The organism is Leptospira wolbachii serovar Codice str. CDC (genome assembly GCF_000332515.2).
In the GTDB taxonomy this organism is placed as follows: domain Bacteria; phylum Spirochaetota; class Leptospiria; order Leptospirales; family Leptospiraceae; genus Leptospira_A; species Leptospira_A wolbachii.
In genome coordinates this window covers 385,276-402,977 of record NZ_AOGZ02000008.1, presented here as the reverse complement: position 1 = coordinate 402,977, position 17,702 = coordinate 385,276, and the positions used below count along the sequence as shown (strand labels likewise).

The following is a 17,702-nucleotide window of genomic DNA, read 5'->3' as shown; positions in this document are numbered from 1 at the left end:
TTGCTCTTTAAACTTTTAAAGCTTCAATATCGGAAATTTCTTTGGGGATCGATTCCGTTAAGTTAATGGGTGATTTCCCATGAATCAAAATATCATCTTCGATACGAATTCCAATTCCTCGAAATTCTTTGGGGATCGAATCATCCGCTGGATCAAAATACAAACCAGGTTCTACAGTCACCACCTGACCGTCCTTCAGCGGTCTGGATTTGCCTTCTAAGAAATACCTTCCTACATCATGTACATCCATTCCTAGGTAGTGCCCTGTTCTGTGCATGTAGAATCTTCTGTAGGTTCCCTTCTCTATGATTTCGTCCAAACTTCCCTTTAGAAAGCCCATCTCTCGTAAACAATCCGCAAGGAAACGAACTGTTTTTTCATGTACTTCATTGAAAGGAGTTCCGACTACCGAGTTACGAATTGCATTTTTTTGTGCAAAGAGGACAAGTTCATAAACTGTCCTTTGGGCTTCCGTGAATTTTTTTCCGACAGGAAACACTCGGGTTACATCAGCAGTATAATAATTCCATTCGGCACCGGAATCCACAAGAACCAAATCCCCATCCTTTAAAATGTCGTCATTACTTACATAATGGAGAATGCAGGCATTTTTTCCTGCCGCGACAATATGACCATACCCACCACCGATCGATCCATACTTTAAATATTCCTGATCGAGAAGTGCTTCCAATTCATATTCATACATGCCCGGTTTACTTTCTCGCATAATGCGCGTATGGCCCAGTTTTGTAATCTCGGCTGCATTTTTTAAAAGAGAAATTTCTTCTTTGGATTTAGTTAATCTTTCTTCGTGTAAAAAATTTGGGTGTTCAATCCGGTGTGGGCCAAACTTTCCTTCCCGGGCGCGTTCCGAGAGATTGCGACATTCGGTAATCAGTTCTCGGTCTCGGTCTGGATTCTCTCCAAAAAAATAATAGAGAGTGTGGTTTCCAATAAGAATTGCTGGTTTTTCTTTATCCCAGTCAGATAAATCATAAGAAAAATTCAAACCTAACATGGACTTAATTTTTTCCTTCCCTAGTCGAATTCCTGTCCAGATCTCTTTTTCTTTATCTTTAGGTAGACAAAACATTCCCGCCACCTCACTCGTGATGACAAGGATGGAATCTTCTTCTGTGATTCCGGTTAAATAATAAAAGTCAGAGTTTTGTCGGAATTTATACTCCACATCTCGGTTCCTGATTTTATGGCTTGCAGCAAAGAGTAAAAAGACCTCACCCTTTTTTAATTTTTTTTGGATGTTTGTGATCCGACTGCGATACAACTTTCCATTATAATCTTTTGTTTTTTTTTCAGGCAATTTCATGATTTGATGACTTCCTCTAGGGCTTCAAAGATACGGACAGGATTTTGATCCATCATACAACGGAAATGTCCCTCAGGACAAATCCGACCTCCATGTATCCCGCATGGCCTACAACTTAGACCTTGCACTTCCATAATTTTATGTTTATCAGAAAGACTTCCGTAACCAAAAGCGGGAATGGTCGCTCCATATAACATGACAGTGGGTGTATTAAAAGCAGAGGCAAAATGGATAGGACTGGAATCATTAGAAATAATGGCTTTGGAATTTTTCATCCAAACCATCAGTTCTTTTAAGTTTGTTTTGCCGACAAGGGACAAGAGACGAGTGCGCTCCCGAAGTTGTAAAGGTTCTGTTTTCATCAATCGAAAGATTGTATTTTCGATCTCTAAATCGGCTTTGCTACCAATGAGAATGACTGTTTCTTTTCGTTTGCGGAGGATCTGGGTGATAACACTCACAAATTTTTCTTCTGGCATTCGTTTGGTTTCCCAAAGAGAAGATGGTGCAATGAGAATATAACCTTCTTCATTGGATAGGATCTCTTTTTTTTTGGTTAAAAAGGACTCTTCTTCTGCTGGGCCCGGAAATAAATAAGGCCTTCTTTCTCTGCCACCCGGAAAATCATATTCTTCAAATAACAAGGAGAATAGTTTTTCTACTTCGTGTGGGCCTTGTTTGGGTCTTTGTACTGTTCTTGTGTGTAAAAAGGAAAACCCCGATTCTTTATAACCAATACGAATGGGGGCCTTTGTTAAGTAAGAAAGCAAACTCGATCGGAAAGAAAAATGAGCTGAGTATACCTTATTAAAATGTTCCTTTTTTAACAAACCGGCAAAGTGCAAAAAGGCAAACGGATTTTTTTTGATCCGTTTTTTCTCCAGTGGCCAAACTCTTGTTATATCCGGATTGTTATCCAATACGGATTCTGTGCCAGCATTCACGAGTACATGGACTTCTGCACCCGGATGTTCTGTTTTTACCGCATGGAAAAACGAAGTAGATAGGATCAGGTCACCTAAGAAGGCCGTTTGGATGATCAGTATTTTTTCGGGCATCACTCTCTTTCTAGTATCGACACAAAGTTGTTTGTAGCAAGTCCACCTATACTTTGTGCTATTGCCAACCGCTTTTCCGGCCATTCCTCAAAGAACCGACAAAGTTCTACAATTTGTGCCAGGCCCGAGGCACCCACTGGATGGCCCCGTGATTTGAGTCCCCCAGAAGAATTGATGGGAATTTTGCCCTTGGGATGGGTGAGCCCTGCCTTTACTTGAAATAAGGCCTCTCCCCGTTTGAAAAATCCAGCATCCTCAGCACCCACGAGCTCAAAAGGAGTGAATGCATCATGCAATTCCGCAAAACCAATGTCAACTGGACCCACCCCTGCTTCTGCGTATGCTTTGGCAAAGGCAATCTGATTGGCAAGAAAACTAGGCTCTGCAGAAGAAAGAAAGGGGGCGGTTCCCGAACCCATTCCTTTGACAACTATGGAACTCGGATCTTTCGAAAGAACAAGGGCTGCCGATCCATCTGAAAGTGGTGAGATATCATACAAACCTAGGGGACTTGAAATCATGGGTTGTATTTTGTAGTCTTCCCAAGTAAGATTTTTTTTGATATGGGCTCTGGGGTTATGAAGTCCGTTATCATGAAGTTTTTTTGAGATCGCAAAGAGATCTTCTTCTTTGTATCCATAATCAGTTAGATACTTGCGAGTGATCATCGCACCCCCTTGCGCCATCGACATCCCTAAGGCCTTTTGCGAATCAGAAAGGACTGAACCTAACAAAAGGTTACTCTCTTCGCGATTCAGTTGGGACATGAGTTCCGTGGCCACAACTAGACCGTGATCAAATCTACCGCTGAGAATTAAATTCACACCTAATTGGAAAGCTGCTGCTCCAGAAGAGGATGCAGTTTCCATACGAACAGAATATAAATCACGAAGGCCAAGCCGGCTCGGAAGTTTTGCAGACAGATGGTATTCTTTATTATAGGAATCGGGGGAAAAACTGGCATAGATGATAAACTGAATTTTGTGAGATTGAAACTCATGTACAGATTGTTTTGCGGTCGCAAAGGATAAATCTAACTGTGATCCTTTGTGTTTTCCGAATACACTCAATGCGGGATTGTGAATGTAAACTTTCTTCATACGAATAGAGTTTACGCTTGCCTATTCTATGAAAACCAATTATCTTTCCAATTGAACGCAATAAAATGAGGCCACCCAATATGAAGGGAAAGAAAGAAGTAATCGACATTTTAGCGGAAGTTCTCACGGCAGAACTCACAGCCATCAATCAGTATTTTATTCATGCAAAAGTCTGTAAAAACTGGGGGTATTTGGAATTAGCAGAATACCTTCGTAAAGAGTCCATTGAAGAGATGAAACATGCAGATGAAATCATAGAAAGGATCCTTTTTTTTGATGGAATCCCTGATCTCCAAAAGTACTCAAAAATCAATGTAGGTCAAACTGTTCCGGAAATGTTGGATCATGACTTACAATTAGAATATGGAGCTGTGGAAAGACTCAATCGCGGAATCGATATCTGTGTTGCTGCAAAAGACAACGGAACTAGAGAACTTTTAGAGAAAATTCTTGTTTCCGAAGAAGAACACATAGATTGGATCGAAACTCAGAAATCCATAATTGAATCGATTGGTATTCAAAACTACTTGGCTCAGAAATTAGGAGACTCGGAATAAAACCTACTCACCCTACTTACCATGCCATTTGCGGAGAGGGTCTTTCTCCGCTTTTGGAATCCGAATTAAAAACACATCATCTCAAAATTGATAGTTCCAACCGAGGTGGAGTCTTCTTTTCTGGAAAAAAAGAAGACGTAATTGATTTTTCCATCCGCACAAAGTTTGCTTCGCGAATCAACTTACAACTATTACACGACAATGCAGACGACTATGATGAATTTTATACTAAAGCAAGTGAACTTCCTTGGGAAAAATACATTGGTCCCGAAGTCAGTTTCCGAATTGATGCAGAAACTAAAGATAAATTAAGAAATTCTGAATTTACCATGCATCGAATGAAAGATGCTGTCCTCGATAGACTTCGTAGCAAAAAAATTCCCCTTCCTGAAATCGAAAAACGAATGGCAGATATCACGATTGTGGTGAGATCCCATACCGATAGGTTTAGTATCGAACTTTCTTTTTCGGGAGATCCTGTGGGAAGAAGAGGTTATCGTTTGTTTGCCGGCAATGCGCCGGTGCGTGAACCCATAGCCCAAGCAATGTTGGAAATGTCAGGATGGAAAGAAGGAAATACTTTAGTGGATCCTATGTGCGGATCCGGAACCATTCTTATTGAAGCGGCTCTCAGAGAACGCCTGTATGGTGAAATCAATCGGTTTTTATTTGCGGAATCTCCTGTTTTCCAAATCCTATTTCCAACCTATGTGTTTTCTGAACGAAAAAAAGAAAAACCTGAATCACCTCATCTATTTGGTTTTGACGTGGATCCAGAAGCCATTCGTATAGCAAAAGAAAACGCTTATGAGGCTGGTGTGGAAGACTTTGTAAAATTTGAAGTGGGAGATTGTTTAGGACTAAAAAACAATTTTGGAGACAAGGGACATGTTGTCACAAATCCACCGTACGGGGATCGGATTGGAAAACCCATGGAAGATTTACGTGAGATGTACTTTCAATTTGGAAGAGTCATCAAAAACGAATTCGGTGGTTGGAAGTTTACTGTTCTTTCAGCCGATTTTTCGCTTCTCGGAAAGTTTGGTCTCAAAGAAAATTCCCACTTAAGTTTGAAACATGCGAACCTCAAAGCAAAGATTGTGGATTACGAAATCCGTGGAGGGAAATGAATTCCAAAGACGTACTCAGCCGTGTCTTTGAAATCACAAGGGACCCAAGAGATGGTCTTCTTTTCTTAAAGGAATTCCAATCTCTTTCGCCTGAATCGTTTGCGATTCTTTATGCAGACTCTGAAACCATTTTTGATAGTTCAGAAGCCCTCTTCTCGGATTTAAAGTTACTCTACCAGTTGGATTTATTTCCCTTTGTTGTTTTAGAAGTCGATAGTTTCCAGTATTTAAAAGTATTTTTCCCTTTAGAACAAATGAATTCCGAAGGAGAAAGAAGCCTAGGTTTTACCTACCACGTGGTCGACCGTAACCAACCACTAAAAGAGGCAGTGACAGAAAGTATCCGCCAGAAAAAAATTCCTATTTTGCTTTGGGATGATGATTCGGAAAAACTCTCTGCCCTCCTGGATCGGTGCAGGTCAATCCTTCATTCTTCAAAAGTCATTTATGTTTCAATTGATGGTCCTCTAAAAGATCCAATTTCAGGTAAAGTAAAATCCATTTTACAAAGGGATAAGAGTTTCTCTCTACCGGCGGGGATCAGTTTATCCAGGTCACAGGAAGAATTTGTAAATCTTTCAGAAGATTTATTATCCAAAATTGAAGACCCAAAATTTAGTATTGTACTCACATCACCCTTCACTCTCCTTACAGAACTTTTTACAGTTAAAGGAAGCGGAACCCTTGTTAAGCGGAAAAATAAGATAAGAGTCTGCCATTCCACTGATGATGTAGATATGAAGCGAGTATTCCAACTCATCGAAGAATCCTTTGGGAAACCTTTGAAACCAGAATTCTATCAGACAAAATTTGATGTCTTATTTTTAGAAGAATCTTATAGGGCTTGTGCTTGGATGCAAAAAACGGAACACGGATACTTACTTTCTAAATTTGCTGTGAATGGTCTTGCCAGAGGAGCAGGTGTAGGACGCGATATTTGGGACCAAATTCTCGAACACTGCCGTCCCCTATTTTGGCGCAGTAAACCCGACAACAATATCAACAAATGGTATATGTCAGTAGCCCAAGGAATTGAAAAAGATGAAAGTTGGTTTTACTATTGGCTCGGCCTCGACAGGTCACTTATCCCTGCCACCATACAAACGTTAAAAGAACAACCAGAAGATTTTTTTCCAAAATAACAGTTTATGCAAACTAAAAAATCCATACTCGTCTATGATGGGAACTGTAGTTTTTGCACTCGACTGGCAAAATCCATCAGGGAAAAAACAAACGATAAAATAGCCATTGTTTCTTATCATCAACTATCCAAAGCGGAACTAGAATTTCTTCACAAACAACTGACAAACGAACTTTGTGCCGGAGAAGTACAGTTCATTGAAGAAGGAAATCGTTACCCCGGCTTTTTTGCGGTAAGGCAAATCCTTTGGAAAATGGACAAATACAAATACTTGGCCATTCTATTGTATTTGCCACTCATTCCTTTTTTGGGTATGGCCACTATGTTTTTATTGAAACGTTTTCGCTCTAAACTTTAGTAAGCCGTTCCCGATCCAAACGGGAAAGCCCGGTATAAAAATCTTGCCTTGCGACCAGGGCGAGTAAGTTCCCTTCAAGCACTTGGTTTTTAGATTCATCCGTAATGGCAGTTTTTTCAATGAGCTCAAACATTCTTTGGCTATGGCCTTCATCAGCATCCAAATTCACTTGGAAAAACTTTCCTTCCGGCAAAGACATTTCCAATTTTAGTTTTTTGTACGCTTGAGCGATTTGAGAGTATTCTAGTTTCAGAAGGTATTCGTTCGCAGGACCAAGAGCACCGAGACCATAGAAAAAACCTTTTCCAATAATGGATTCCATTTTATCCAAATAAGTCTTTGTTTCTGGGAGCAAGGTATGGTTTGAAAAATCAAAGTTCAGTTTTGTTAAAAACTCGATGAGGATAGAAACATGGGTATCAGCAATTTTCCCTTCGCCTAGTTCTCCCCATATATTTTCCACGAGAACAATCTTTGCATTTTGGTCTCTTGTTTTTGCAGCCACTTGTAAAAACCAATCCACAAAGCCAATGGAAACAAAGTATTCTTGGCTAAGCCATAAAATTAAGTCATTAAAACTCATTGAAATGTTTCGTTCTAATAACCACCGGGAGACTAACACTGGATGAGTTTCCACATCCTTTTTTAAAGTTTCTATTAAATTCATAAGTTTCGATCCTTTGCATATTGATAACGAAAATGATGATTGTATTCTTCAAATCCCAATTCCAAACAATGGTTTATAAGTTCGGAATAAGTTTTTCCAGAGTTTCCCCATAACAAGGGCAAGGTGGAGTAAATGGATGAAAATCCGGGAGTGGCATTGACTTCCAGAAGATAAGGTTGTTCTTTCTCTAATTTAAAATCCAATCGAATGTAACCGGAACTACCCAAAAGCTCTGCTATTTTTAAAGAATAAGACTGGAGCGAATCGGATAACTCACCTGGCACCTGGAAGTCCAAGGATTCTACAAAACTTTCTTTGGATTTGACGAGGTCACTATACACGGAACCTGGATAGTCTACAAAGGCTGGTGGTATGGCCTGGTAATTTCCTTGGTTTCCAAGAACGGCAATGGTCAGTTCTCGACCTGACAGGTAAGTTTCAGCCAGTAAACTTGGATATATTTTTAAAAGTGGTGACGAAACCACATCCCAATCCTCGATCTTCTCGATTCGGTTTTTTTCTCCAATGCCAAGGCTCGAACCTTCCCCGTTGGGTTTTAGGAATAAAGGAAATGGGATTTTGGGAATATCGTTTGGATTTCGGATGAGCTGCGAATCCGCTGTGGGAATTCCAAAAGATTTTAGAAATAATTTAGTTTTGTATTTATCGAGAGTTAAGGTTTGTACCGAAGCCGAACTTCCCGTATGCGGAATTGCCAAATATTCGCATAACGCTGGTATGTAGGCCTCTCTATTAGGGGAATGGTATCCTTCGACCAGATTCCAGACAATCCAGTTTTTTCTATCGTTTGGTGGGATGTTGGAAAGAACTGAGGCAATTTCTGTGGGATGTGATAAAATCGCAACATCGTATCCAAGTTTCTGAACCGTATCTTCCATAGATTGAATGGTAACTTCCGATTCCCATTCTTGGCAAAGTTCTGGAGTTTTCTCATCATAGAGATCGCAAGCCAAAATCACAGTGCGTTTCATAATCCCAGTTTCTCCCAATCCAGTTCGCTGATGATGGGATAATAGGATTCTCTGTCAGAACCCACAGGTTCAAAGGATAGGTGAATTTTTTTTGTAACGGCAGACCGGAAGGCATGCTGGCGGGTTTTGGGATAGTATCCTAAATACCAATTGGGAGCGATTGTAATTTTTCCGCCACCACCAGGCAAATCATTCACAAATTGAGGAATCCCCATTCCTCCAATTTTTCCACGCATGTATTCTACAATTTCAATTCCACGGGCAAGTGGTGTTCGAAAACCCCTGGAACCAGGAATGAGTTCTGGATCATAAAGGTAATAAGCACGAACCCTCATCTCTAATAATTTTTTATGAAGTGTAAGCATTACTTCTTCATTGTCATTAATTCCTTTCAAAAGCACAGATTGGTTTCCCACTGAAACTCCTGCTTTTAACAAACGAAGGATGGCTTCTTTAGCTTCTTTTGTACATTCTTTGGGATGGTTGAACTGAGTGTTACAAAAAATGGATAGATTTTCATCATTATAGGTTTCTATGATTTTACACAAACTTTCTGTTATGCGAAAAGGCAAGGTGACAGGATTTCTAGTGCCAAGCCTACATATTTTTACATGAGGGATGGAATGGAGCTCCGACAAAATCCACTCCAATCGGGAATCTGCTAAATTCAGAGGATCTCCCCCGCTAATCACAACATCTTCAATTTCTTTATGGTTACGAATGTAATCGAAGGCTTTTTCTAAATCTCCCTTTTCCATACGTTCTTCATTGGACGATACCTTACGACCGCGCATACAATGACGGCAGTACACACTACAAGAATGGTTGGAAAATAAAAGTACCCGATTGGGATACATATGTGTAAGTCCACGAACAGGACTTAGGCGTTCTTCATCCAAAGGGTCTGCACTTTCTTCCAAAGAGAGTACTGCTTCTTCCGACCTAGGTACGATCATCCTTCGAACGGGGCAATTGGGATCAAGAGGGTCTGAGAGGGATAAATAATATGGTGTCGTAGAGACATGTAAGCGGATGGTCTCACGAATTCCAATTTCTTCAGATTCAGTAAGTACAAAATATTTAGATAAGTCTTCCCCTTTGACTCTGTTTTGCAACTGTGAGGTTGGATCCGTCCAATTTGTCCGGGAAAACAACTCACTACGTGCCCTAAGAACTTCTGATAAACTGCTTTGCACGAGCATAACTTCCAATTCCTTACTTGCCAAGACACCGCCAAATTCTTTTCTGGTGGTAATGCAAGAAAACCGCCTGGGGGAAATCCGCATGGTCGCCTTCGATGTCGACGGGACCTTATTTTCCTCAGAATCCATAATCTTTAAGACCTATGTGCAGGCAATCGAAGAGTTTGCAAGCAAGACGGGAAAAATCACGTCCTTACCAAGTCATGACCAGATTATGAATGAAATTGGAAAACCAGTCAGGACCATTTTTGCCAATCTCTTGCCTGACCTTCCCGAATCCGAACGCGATCTGATTTCTGGAAGAGTTCTAGACCTTCTCTGCGATGCCATCCGAAGTGGTGGCGGGGATTTCTACGCTGGGGTTGGGTCTACCATCCATTATCTAAAAGAAAAGGGATACACCATCACCTGTGCTTCCAATGGAAGAAAAGCTTATATTGAAACGGTTTTGGACACAGCAGGAGTTTTACAATACTTCGAACCAATCGTTGTCATCAACCAAGACACAATCCATACGAAAGGGGAAATCCTTGCCGAATATGTTCGTAAATACAATTTGGAACCAAGTTCCATTGCGATGATTGGCGACAGACATAGCGATTGGGAAGCCGCTAGGCAGACTGGTTGCCCTTTCGGATTTTGCACCTATGGCCACGGCCTTCCCGGTGAAATTCCCGATTTTGAATGGAAATTTGACGATTTACCAACTCTAAAACAGTTTTTTTAAACCCTCTTTTTGTTCTTTCTCCGACATTTATAGTGTGGCGGTACTTCCCCAAATCCAAGAAGACAAGTGGAAATCTTTACGCTATTTGCTTGGCGGAATTTTTCTTGTACTCGTTCTCATTGAAAAGTCTATGGGGTTTGATCCGAAAGCAGGTGGAAATTTCTTTCCAAAACAAGGATTTCGTAACATCGGGAAGTCCCAAGAAAAATCTAAATTTGCGGAAGCCACAGACCCTTTTGCCAAAGAGAACTGGGAAGATGATTTGAATTGGGAAGAAGAAGTCCTCACACAAACCTTTCCTGATTCTGAACCAAAATCAAAACTGCGTCAAAAATTAATAGATGAAACCATTCCTGAGATCACTCTTCCCGAGGATAGATTCCCGGGCGCCGGCAAACGCCTGCAAGCGGATGCGGGTTACCTTCCCGTATATTTTTTAAAGTTTTACGGTACCGGGAAAAACAGCCAATCGCAACTAGTAAAACTATCCAGAGAATTTCCTGGTGGAGACCCCATCCCCTTTTTATTCCAAGAACTCACCAAAGGTCCGAATCCAGAAGAAAAAGGAAAAGGTGTCCTTTCTGCTCTATCCAAACGAATCCGAATGGAGCCAAATTACCGATTGGAAAACGGGATTCTTCATATCTCTGTCTCTGAAGACATCAATTATGGCGGGAGTATGGAAATCTTAAAAGATCGCTTGGACCAAATCATTTTTACTATGGTTGGTAATTTTGGGATTAAAGCTGTGGTTCTTTACTCTAATGGAGAAAGAATTCGAACTTTAGGAAGTGATGGTTTGACGATTCCAGAGGTTCTTGCCAAATCCCAACGAAAGGTAATCATTTTTTAATTTAGTAAATGGTTTACAGATCCTAGATTTGCTGTATTCTGATTTCTGGTTCGCTCATGCGTAGGCATACATTCAAAAGGTATTTTTTTGTATTTCGTAAAATGTTTTTACGAACCTACCATCCCAGTTTCACATCCACCAATATCTCTGACATTGGGTCTTCTTTACAGATTTTTAGCGTGATGACGGCCTTCACCTCGATCATCTCTCTCCTTTTTGTGGATTCTCTTGTGAGAACCAAGGAGGCAAGTTTCTGGATTGCTTTTTTTAGGATCTCTTCCCTTGCGATCTGTTTCTTTGTTTATCTCTTTGGTAGAAAAAGGGTTAAGTTATACCAAAAACATATCTATGGAATCACAAGTCTAGTACTCATAGGGCTTATACTACTCTACATACCAATGATGGTGTATGACAAACCTAACCATGCGTATTATTTGTTTGGTTCGGCCATTGTCATTGCCAGTGCTTCGATCCTTTTATGGATTGAACCATTTCGGATTTTGTTACTTTCTACTTTATACATTGCAGTTTTTATTCCTTTGCATTTGAACTTCTCTCGAAGCCAAGGGTTTGATCGATTTGTTTTCTACCAAGATGTGCTCATTGTTTCGTTTTTACTTGCTTTTGGATTTGTGGCAAACCTTCTCATTAACTACTGGCGCTTCGAAGAATACAGAGTCAAAGCGAGACTTCGCATCACGGTGGGAAAGTTACTTCGTATCAATCAAAAGATCGAAGATTTGTCTCGAGTGGATTCAATGACAGAGCTATTTAACAGACGTCATTTGTTAGAACAATTTGATCTCTATAAAAAAAGATCTAACCGTGAAGGCTTCATCATCGGACTTGTGATTTTGGACCTAGACCGTCTAAAAGCGATTAATGATAAATATGGCCACAAACAAGGAGACCTTGCGATCCAAGCTTTTGCCAAAACGGTAAAGTCTAGGACAAGGATTACAGACATCGCAGCAAGGATTGGTGGAGATGAGTTTTGTCTACTTGTTTCACCTATCGATAAGGAAGGTTTACAAGTTCTGGCTGAGTCCATTCGAGAGAAATTGGAACGTTTGCAAATCCCAATCCACAACCAACCGGGGGAATCTCTTACTTTAACGGTCTCCATTGGAGCGACACTCTTTCGTCCCGAAGATGACCCCAGTTTTGACGAACTCTATCACAAAATTGATACCGCCCTCTACACCTCAAAGAATGAGGGAAGAAACCGAATCACCCTCATCGAATCATAAAAAAAAGATCGACATGTTTTGCGAATTTTAATACCGTTGAAATTGAGACTGATTCTCAGTTTATGTCCATTACGGATAAGGTGTAAAATTTCGAAAGATGGGGGGAACACCCCATCTTTTTTTTTTACTGAAAACCTACTGGGAAAGGAATTGGAAACTCAATCCACTCCTACTTGGTTGCAATCGTATTCTTCCTCATAAAGTAGATTCCGCCGAACTGGTTGGAACCCACCTTCCTTCAAGAATTTCCGTGCTTCCTTTTCTGTTTTGAGTCCAAAAGAACGAAGTACATTCTCTTCGATCACCACAGAAGAAATATCATCGGCTCCCGAATACAAAGCTAGTTGCCCCACTCCCTTTCCAAGAACCATCACAGAAGTTTCAATGTGTTTGATGTTATCTAGAAAGATTCTACAGATTCCCAGTACCTTGAGGTATTCATGAGTCGGAACGGATCTTACTTTAAAACGTTTGGTTTGTGGTTGGAAGGTCCAAGGGATAAAAGATAAAAATCCACCTGTGCGGTCTTGGAGGTCGCGAACCACACTTAAGTGTTCTATTACTTCTTCTTCTGTTTCTTCGGATCCAAAAACAACGTTCGCAGATCCAAGAAGTCCCACTTCATGGCAAGTTTCCATAGCTCGAACCCATTCAGATACAGTGGCTTTTTTAGGTGATATAATTTGGCGCATTCTTTCTGTTAGAATTTCTGCACCAGCACCGGGAACGGAGTCAAGGCCGGCCTCTTTCAAAATCAAAAGTACTTCACGTAATGGTTTTTTTGTGATGGTTTCTAAGTTGATCACTTCCACCGGTGAAAATGCTCGAATGTGCATTTTGGGGTATTTTGTTTTTACTGTCCGGATTACATCTAAGTAGTAATCAAAAGGAAGTTCGGGATATACCCCCCCTTGCAGGAACATTTGGTCTGCTCCCTCTTCCACGGCGTAGTCCATTTTTTGTAAGATATCTTCTTTGGAGAGAACGTAACCTTTTCCATTCCCAATTTCATCCATAAAGGAACAAAAACTGCATTCTACATTGCAATAGTTTGTATAATTCACAACCCGGAACATAGTGTAACTGGCCTCTGTATGGGGCCTTACCTTTTCGCGTAAATACCGGGCCACCATTTGGATCTTTAAAAAATCACCGTACTTATAGAGGACAAGAGCCTCCTCTGGGGAGATACGTTTGCCTTGAATTGCGTCCAAAAGGACGGAATCAGCAGGGTCGCTCGGGCTAAGGGAAAAAGAAGCTAAATTCATGATCTCTACCTACTTGGACAGGAAATCTGCTTACAGATCCCTGTAAAAACCGAATTTTCCTGGACATTCATTTTTCTATACAAATCCTAGGAAATACCAAACACCTTAAGGGCATAAACATAAATGGATATCGGAAGAATCATCTTTCACCTATTATTCACAGCTTTTTTCGTCGTGGCAAACGTTGTGTTTGTCCGCGCAATCCTTTACAGGCTCGGACTGATCTTCAACGGTCGTCCTGCATTCTTCAATGAGGATGCAAAAAAGAACCTAAATATCGGATTCCGCTTAAAGAGCTTTCTTATTAACGTCGTCCTCCAAAAGAAAAATTTCCGGGAACCTGTACGTGGAATTATGCACGCATTTGTATTCTACGGATTCCTAGTGTACACCATCCATACAACAAGCCAAATGGTTGCCGGTATTTTCGGTTATGCAATGGACGACCCTTACAAGTTTGCACTTCCCAATTTCCTTTTTGGTGAGGCAGCAAATCATATTTACGAACAAGCAGTCAATTATGTATCCATCCTCGTTTTAACCGGTCTCGGTTTTTTCGCTTGGAGACGTTGGATCAAAAAAGCAAAAGGTTTGGATGTTCACTCACCAGCTTCTGCGATTGTGATCAGTATGATTGCAACCCTTATGGTCACCACCTTACTTGGGAATGGTGCAAAGACAGTTGCTGCCACTTACTTTACTCATGCAGGACTGATTGATGGAGCCATTGGAAAACTTTGGGAATCTATCGGTGTTGCCAATTCCAATGCGGACACTGTGTTCCAAATTATGTGGTGGGGCCATATCATTACTGTGTTCTCGTTTATGTTGTATGTTCCTACATCAAAACACGCTCACTTAATATTTGCTCCTTTTAACTACTTCCTGGCAACAGACACTCCTAAAGGCCAACTTTCTAAACTCAACTTAGACGATGAAAACGCAGTTTGGGGATCCAACCGAGTGGAAGATTTCCCTTGGCCAAACCTACTCGACGGTATGTCTTGTATTGAATGTGGTCGATGCCAAGTAGAATGTCCGGCTAACCGTACAGGAAAAGTTTTAAATCCAAAAGCAATCATTGTAGAACTCAAACACCAAATGTTGGAGAAGATGCCAGAAGTGGCTGCTGCACGTGCGGGTAAAACTCCAGAAGAAGGAGCAGAAGCTGTTGCTGCTTTAGAAACAGGTGTGATCAACTCTCACGAAGGTTTAAGCGAAGAAGCACTTTGGGGATGTACTACTTGTTATGCGTGCGTAGAAGCATGTCCAGTAGGAAACAACCAAGTCAATGCGATCATTGAAATGCGACGTCACTTAGTTCTTGCGGAATCTAAAATGAGTCCAGAACTTCAAAAAGCCTTTACAAACATGGAAAACAACTCGAATCCATGGGGTGTGGGAGCTCATACAAGAGCAGACTGGGCACAAGGTTTGAATGTAAAAGTTCTTTCAGAAGCCGAAGACAAAAACGTAGACGTACTCTATTGGGTAGGTTGCGCGGGTGCTTTTGATGAAAGAAACAAAAAGATCTCTCGTGATTTTGTCAAGATTATGCAAAAAGCAGATGTTAACTTTGGTATCCTTGGAACAGAAGAAGGATGTTCGGGAGACTCGGCTCGCCGTGGCGGTAACGAATATCTCTACCAAACATTAGCACAAACCAACGTGGATACAATCAATGGTTACGGAATCAAAAAAATTGTAACTGCTTGTCCACACTGCTACAATACAATCAAAAACGAATATCCTCAGTTTGGCGGAAACTTTGAAGTCATCCACCACTCCGAATACATCAACCAACTTTCCAAAGAAGGTAAAATTGATGTAAAAGTGGCAGATGATGCAAACACAGGAAAATATACTTACCACGACTCTTGTTACATCGGTCGTTATAACAACAATTACGATAACCCTCGTGATGTTGTGAAAAAAGTATCCGGTGGAAAAATCGAAGAGGCTGTCGACCATCATTCCAAAGGACTTTGTTGTGGTGCGGGTGGAGCACAGTATTGGATGGAAGAACACGTAGATGAATCCAATCCAGAAAGTATGCGTGTGAACAGCAAACGTACAGGACAACTCCTGGATACGGGTGCTACAACCATCGCTACAGCATGCCCATTCTGTATCACTATGATTACAGATGGAGTCAAAGCTGCAGAGAAAATTGATTCCGTTAAAGTAAAAGACATTGCGGAGCTTGTAGCCGAGAATATCGACTAACAAGTTAACTAGCGAGGAAAGAATGAACCCTCAGAATTTCCTCGCTTTTCTTTCTATGTTGCAATTAAGAAGGTGGAAACAAACTTCCACCTTTTTGATTCGGATTTCAACAATTCTAAATCCCAAAATTATTTCTTTTTTTCTCATCTTTTGTTTCTCTCTTTCCTCCATTCAATCAGAGCCAAAACAACAGAGGATCCAACCGCCGGAAGGTGATGGTATTACCATTGTTGTTGAAAAAGGACAAACTTTAAGTATCATCTCCAAAACTTATTTGGATGATCCGAGAAAATGGAAGGAACTCCTGAAATCCAACCAAATCGACAATCCAAATCTAATCATCCCTGGAATGAAGTTGTGGATTCCTAAAAGTTTAGGGAAAAAACCGTTAGCGGACATCCAAAGATATACAGGAAAAACGGAGGTACTTAGAGTTTCTCAAAAACAATCGGATTGGTCAGGAGCCACTATCGGTGAGGGTCTTTATGCAAAAGACGAAGTGCGAACCTTCAAAGAGTCAGAAGCACAATTCCTTTTGCTTTCAGGATCTAGATTTGAAATCACAGAAAATAGCCATATCATTATGGAAAAAGGGAAATCGGATACCGAACCCGATGAACTTTATCTTCGTAAGGGGAGAATTCGTTCCCTCATCCAAAAAAAGCCCTCATCTAACCAACGTATGTTCCTCTTGAGAACGGATGCAGCTGTTTCTGAAGTTAAAGGTACAGACTTCATTACAGAAGTAGATGAACAGGGAAATACAACTCTAAGTTGTTATGAAGGATTAGTCGCTGTCAGCGCCCAAAATGTGACTGTGAATGTGGCTTCAGGATTTGCCACATTTGTTGAAAAAGGTAAACCGCCTTTAAAACCATTTGCCGTACCAGATCCACCGAAGCCAAAAGAAGAATGAAAACTTCATTTAAAATCTTAGTCTATAAATTCCTGTTATGTGGAATCGCATTCCCAATCTTTTCAGAATCAAAAACAATTCATTTTACTTTAGAGCCAGAGCGAAACGATATCATTCAATATGAATTCGAATTATGGAAAGGAAGGTCTCTTGATTTAGAAATTCCTTTTCGAGTGGTTTCCCATCCTGGGAAAATCCAACTTTATATTCCGGATGGGTATGAATACTTTCGAATCCGTGCCGTTGCCAAACGCCAAGTACGTGGATTTTGGACTGATTTGATTGCAGTGAATTCCTTTGGGAAAAACAAACCAAAAGAAACTACAAAAGTGGTCTCCCGTAAACCCACTAAAACTGATGTATTGATTCAGATCTCTTCAAAAGAAGGAACAAATCATTTCTTTCTAACGGAAAGTAAAATTCAAGTCATGCCAGTGACCAAAGAAACGATTAAGACTTCCGTTCGGTATCGTCTTAACGGTGGTCCCTGGAAGGTGACACAAATTCCGGAGCTCTCATTTACCAAAGATGGGGATTACCGATTGGAATACCAAGTGACCAACGAACTCGGTATCTCTGATTCTATGCAGGTCTGGGAATTCAGCGTGGACAATACACCACCTAATACGAAAATTCTGTGGGAACCAGAAACATACAAAAACAAAGGTCAAAGTTATATATCACCTAATACAAGTCTTAAACTCCAATCTTTTGACTTAGGATGCGGAGTTGATACCATTCGTTTTCGTAGCTCCTGTGGCTCAAGTGCCATTACTGAATGGTTTCTCTGGGATTCGAAGAATTCTTGGACAGAGTTAATTAAATCTTGTTCTAAAGATTTGGAAGTTGAAATTTCTGCCACCGACAGGTTGGGAAATGAAGAAATTCCAAAAAGAATCGTTGTGAAACAGCTGAAACAGGATAACTAAT

Annotated in this window: 17 protein-coding genes; 10 read left to right on the top strand and 7 right to left on the bottom strand. The window is 40.7% G+C overall.

The genetic code is table 11. The features are described from left to right. Window positions 1–7 precede the first annotated feature (7 nt). Genes LEP1GSC195_RS03720 through LEP1GSC195_RS03710 form a run of 3 tightly spaced genes read right to left on the bottom strand, consistent with a single transcriptional unit; the run spans window position 8 to window position 3,485 of the window. Entirely contained in the window at window positions 8–1,327 is a 1,320-nt protein-coding gene (locus tag LEP1GSC195_RS03720) for an aminopeptidase P N-terminal domain-containing protein (RefSeq protein ID WP_015680168.1), read from the bottom strand. Then, window positions 1,324–2,385, bottom strand: coding sequence for a lipopolysaccharide heptosyltransferase II (gene waaF / locus LEP1GSC195_RS03715; RefSeq protein WP_015680162.1), 1,062 nt, complete (start codon window positions 2,383–2,385; stop codon window positions 1,324–1,326). The genes LEP1GSC195_RS03720 and waaF overlap by 4 nt, the downstream gene beginning before the upstream one ends. Next, a complete protein-coding gene (locus tag LEP1GSC195_RS03710) occupies window positions 2,385–3,485 on the bottom strand; it encodes a thiolase family protein (protein WP_015680070.1) in 1,101 nt (366 codons plus the stop codon). Before LEP1GSC195_RS03710 ends, waaF begins: the two co-directional genes overlap by 1 nt. 80 nt (window positions 3,486–3,565) lie before the next feature. Between LEP1GSC195_RS03710 and bfr the strand changes: the two genes are divergently transcribed. From bfr to LEP1GSC195_RS03690, 4 genes are read left to right on the top strand one after another with little or no spacing between them, the layout of a single operon-like run. Further along, a complete protein-coding gene (bfr, locus tag LEP1GSC195_RS03705; RefSeq protein WP_015679983.1) occupies window positions 3,566–4,042 on the top strand; it encodes a bacterioferritin in 477 nt (158 codons plus the stop codon). 53 nt (window positions 4,043–4,095) lie between these two features. After that, the gene (locus tag LEP1GSC195_RS03700; RefSeq protein ID WP_015679923.1) at window positions 4,096–5,172 is read left to right on the top strand and encodes a THUMP domain-containing class I SAM-dependent RNA methyltransferase; all 1,077 of its coding nucleotides are present in this window, start codon (window positions 4,096–4,098) and stop codon (window positions 5,170–5,172) included. Further along, the gene (locus LEP1GSC195_RS03695; protein WP_015679819.1) at window positions 5,169–6,314 is read left to right on the top strand and encodes a hypothetical protein; all 1,146 of its coding nucleotides are present in this window, start codon (window positions 5,169–5,171) and stop codon (window positions 6,312–6,314) included. The genes LEP1GSC195_RS03700 and LEP1GSC195_RS03695 overlap by 4 nt, the downstream gene beginning before the upstream one ends. Before the next feature lie 6 nt (window positions 6,315–6,320). Continuing rightward, a complete protein-coding gene (locus LEP1GSC195_RS03690) occupies window positions 6,321–6,671 on the top strand; it encodes a DCC1-like thiol-disulfide oxidoreductase family protein (protein ID WP_015679851.1) in 351 nt (116 codons plus the stop codon). On the opposite strand, the gene LEP1GSC195_RS03685 is transcribed toward LEP1GSC195_RS03690, so the two are convergent. The 3 genes from LEP1GSC195_RS03685 to LEP1GSC195_RS03675 are packed head-to-tail and all read right to left on the bottom strand — an operon-like array spanning window position 6,661 to window position 9,532. Further along, a complete protein-coding gene (locus tag LEP1GSC195_RS03685; RefSeq protein WP_015680179.1) occupies window positions 6,661–7,338 on the bottom strand; it encodes an iron-containing redox enzyme family protein in 678 nt (225 codons plus the stop codon). The two genes, LEP1GSC195_RS03690 and LEP1GSC195_RS03685, sit on opposite strands and share 11 nt — an antisense overlap. Beyond that, window positions 7,335–8,330 carry a D-alanine--D-alanine ligase family protein gene (locus LEP1GSC195_RS03680; RefSeq protein WP_015679879.1) on the bottom strand — a complete coding sequence of 332 codons (996 nt, stop codon included), beginning with the start codon at window positions 8,328–8,330 and terminating at the stop codon, window positions 7,335–7,337. Before LEP1GSC195_RS03680 ends, LEP1GSC195_RS03685 begins: the two co-directional genes overlap by 4 nt. Beyond that, a complete protein-coding gene (locus LEP1GSC195_RS03675; RefSeq protein ID WP_040506259.1) occupies window positions 8,327–9,532 on the bottom strand; it encodes a KamA family radical SAM protein in 1,206 nt (401 codons plus the stop codon). The genes LEP1GSC195_RS03680 and LEP1GSC195_RS03675 overlap by 4 nt, the downstream gene beginning before the upstream one ends. An 82-nt stretch (window positions 9,533–9,614) precedes the next feature. Here LEP1GSC195_RS03675 and LEP1GSC195_RS03670 point away from each other — a divergent pair, with 82 nt between their 5' ends. The 3 genes from LEP1GSC195_RS03670 to LEP1GSC195_RS03660 are packed head-to-tail and all read left to right on the top strand — an operon-like array spanning window position 9,615 to window position 12,362. Beyond that, window positions 9,615–10,259: an HAD family hydrolase gene (locus LEP1GSC195_RS03670; protein WP_015680068.1), complete on the top strand. Its 645-nt coding sequence runs from the start codon at window positions 9,615–9,617 to the stop codon at window positions 10,257–10,259. A gap of 34 nt (window positions 10,260–10,293) precedes the next feature. Further along, window positions 10,294–11,112, top strand: coding sequence for a GerMN domain-containing protein (locus tag LEP1GSC195_RS03665; RefSeq protein WP_015680171.1), 819 nt, complete (start codon window positions 10,294–10,296; stop codon window positions 11,110–11,112). A gap of 56 nt (window positions 11,113–11,168) precedes the next feature. Then, window positions 11,169–12,362, top strand: coding sequence for a GGDEF domain-containing protein (locus tag LEP1GSC195_RS03660; RefSeq protein ID WP_015679898.1), 1,194 nt, complete (start codon window positions 11,169–11,171; stop codon window positions 12,360–12,362). Window positions 12,363–12,520: 158 nt separating this feature from the next. On the opposite strand, the gene mqnC is transcribed toward LEP1GSC195_RS03660, so the two are convergent. Beyond that, entirely contained in the window at window positions 12,521–13,630 is a 1,110-nt protein-coding gene (mqnC, locus tag LEP1GSC195_RS03655; RefSeq protein ID WP_015680024.1) for a cyclic dehypoxanthinyl futalosine synthase, read from the bottom strand. A 123-nt stretch (window positions 13,631–13,753) separates the two neighbouring features. Here mqnC and LEP1GSC195_RS03650 point away from each other — a divergent pair, with 123 nt between their 5' ends. Genes LEP1GSC195_RS03650 through LEP1GSC195_RS03640 form a run of 3 tightly spaced genes read left to right on the top strand, consistent with a single transcriptional unit; the run spans window position 13,754 to window position 17,701 of the window. Then, entirely contained in the window at window positions 13,754–15,856 is a 2,103-nt protein-coding gene (locus LEP1GSC195_RS03650; protein ID WP_040506257.1) for a (Fe-S)-binding protein, read from the top strand. Window positions 15,857–15,878: 22 nt separating this feature from the next. Then, window positions 15,879–16,772, top strand: coding sequence for a FecR domain-containing protein (locus tag LEP1GSC195_RS03645; RefSeq protein WP_015679907.1), 894 nt, complete (start codon window positions 15,879–15,881; stop codon window positions 16,770–16,772). Next, window positions 16,769–17,701 carry an LBF_2017 N-terminal domain-containing protein gene (locus LEP1GSC195_RS03640; RefSeq protein ID WP_015680015.1) on the top strand — a complete coding sequence of 311 codons (933 nt, stop codon included), beginning with the start codon at window positions 16,769–16,771 and terminating at the stop codon, window positions 17,699–17,701. Before LEP1GSC195_RS03645 ends, LEP1GSC195_RS03640 begins: the two co-directional genes overlap by 4 nt. The last annotated feature ends 1 nt before the right edge of the window (window position 17,702 follow it).

Bases quoted from the DNA above. Each gene is read 5' to 3' on its own strand.
- LEP1GSC195_RS03720 (WP_015680168.1), bottom strand. From the start codon at position 1,327: ATGAAATTGCCTGAAAAAAAAACAAAAGATTATAATGGAAAGTTGTAT.
- waaF (WP_015680162.1), bottom strand. From the start codon at position 2,385: ATGCCCGAAAAAATACTGATCATCCAAACGGCCTTCTTAGGTGACCTG.
- LEP1GSC195_RS03710 (WP_015680070.1), bottom strand. From the start codon at position 3,485: ATGAAGAAAGTTTACATTCACAATCCCGCATTGAGTGTATTCGGAAAA.
- bfr (WP_015679983.1), top strand. From the start codon at position 3,566: ATGAAGGGAAAGAAAGAAGTAATCGACATTTTAGCGGAAGTTCTCACG.
- LEP1GSC195_RS03695 (WP_015679819.1), top strand. From the start codon at position 5,169: ATGAATTCCAAAGACGTACTCAGCCGTGTCTTTGAAATCACAAGGGAC.
- LEP1GSC195_RS03690 (WP_015679851.1), top strand. From the start codon at position 6,321: ATGCAAACTAAAAAATCCATACTCGTCTATGATGGGAACTGTAGTTTT.
- LEP1GSC195_RS03685 (WP_015680179.1), bottom strand. From the start codon at position 7,338: ATGAATTTAATAGAAACTTTAAAAAAGGATGTGGAAACTCATCCAGTG.
- LEP1GSC195_RS03680 (WP_015679879.1), bottom strand. From the start codon at position 8,330: ATGAAACGCACTGTGATTTTGGCTTGCGATCTCTATGATGAGAAAACT.
- LEP1GSC195_RS03675 (WP_040506259.1), bottom strand. From the start codon at position 9,532: ATGCTCGTGCAAAGCAGTTTATCAGAAGTTCTTAGGGCACGTAGTGAG.
- LEP1GSC195_RS03670 (WP_015680068.1), top strand. From the start codon at position 9,615: ATGGTCGCCTTCGATGTCGACGGGACCTTATTTTCCTCAGAATCCATA.
- LEP1GSC195_RS03660 (WP_015679898.1), top strand. From the start codon at position 11,169: ATGCGTAGGCATACATTCAAAAGGTATTTTTTTGTATTTCGTAAAATG.
- mqnC (WP_015680024.1), bottom strand. From the start codon at position 13,630: ATGAATTTAGCTTCTTTTTCCCTTAGCCCGAGCGACCCTGCTGATTCC.
- LEP1GSC195_RS03650 (WP_040506257.1), top strand. From the start codon at position 13,754: ATGGATATCGGAAGAATCATCTTTCACCTATTATTCACAGCTTTTTTC.
- LEP1GSC195_RS03645 (WP_015679907.1), top strand. From the start codon at position 15,879: ATGAACCCTCAGAATTTCCTCGCTTTTCTTTCTATGTTGCAATTAAGA.
- LEP1GSC195_RS03640 (WP_015680015.1), top strand. From the start codon at position 16,769: ATGAAAACTTCATTTAAAATCTTAGTCTATAAATTCCTGTTATGTGGA.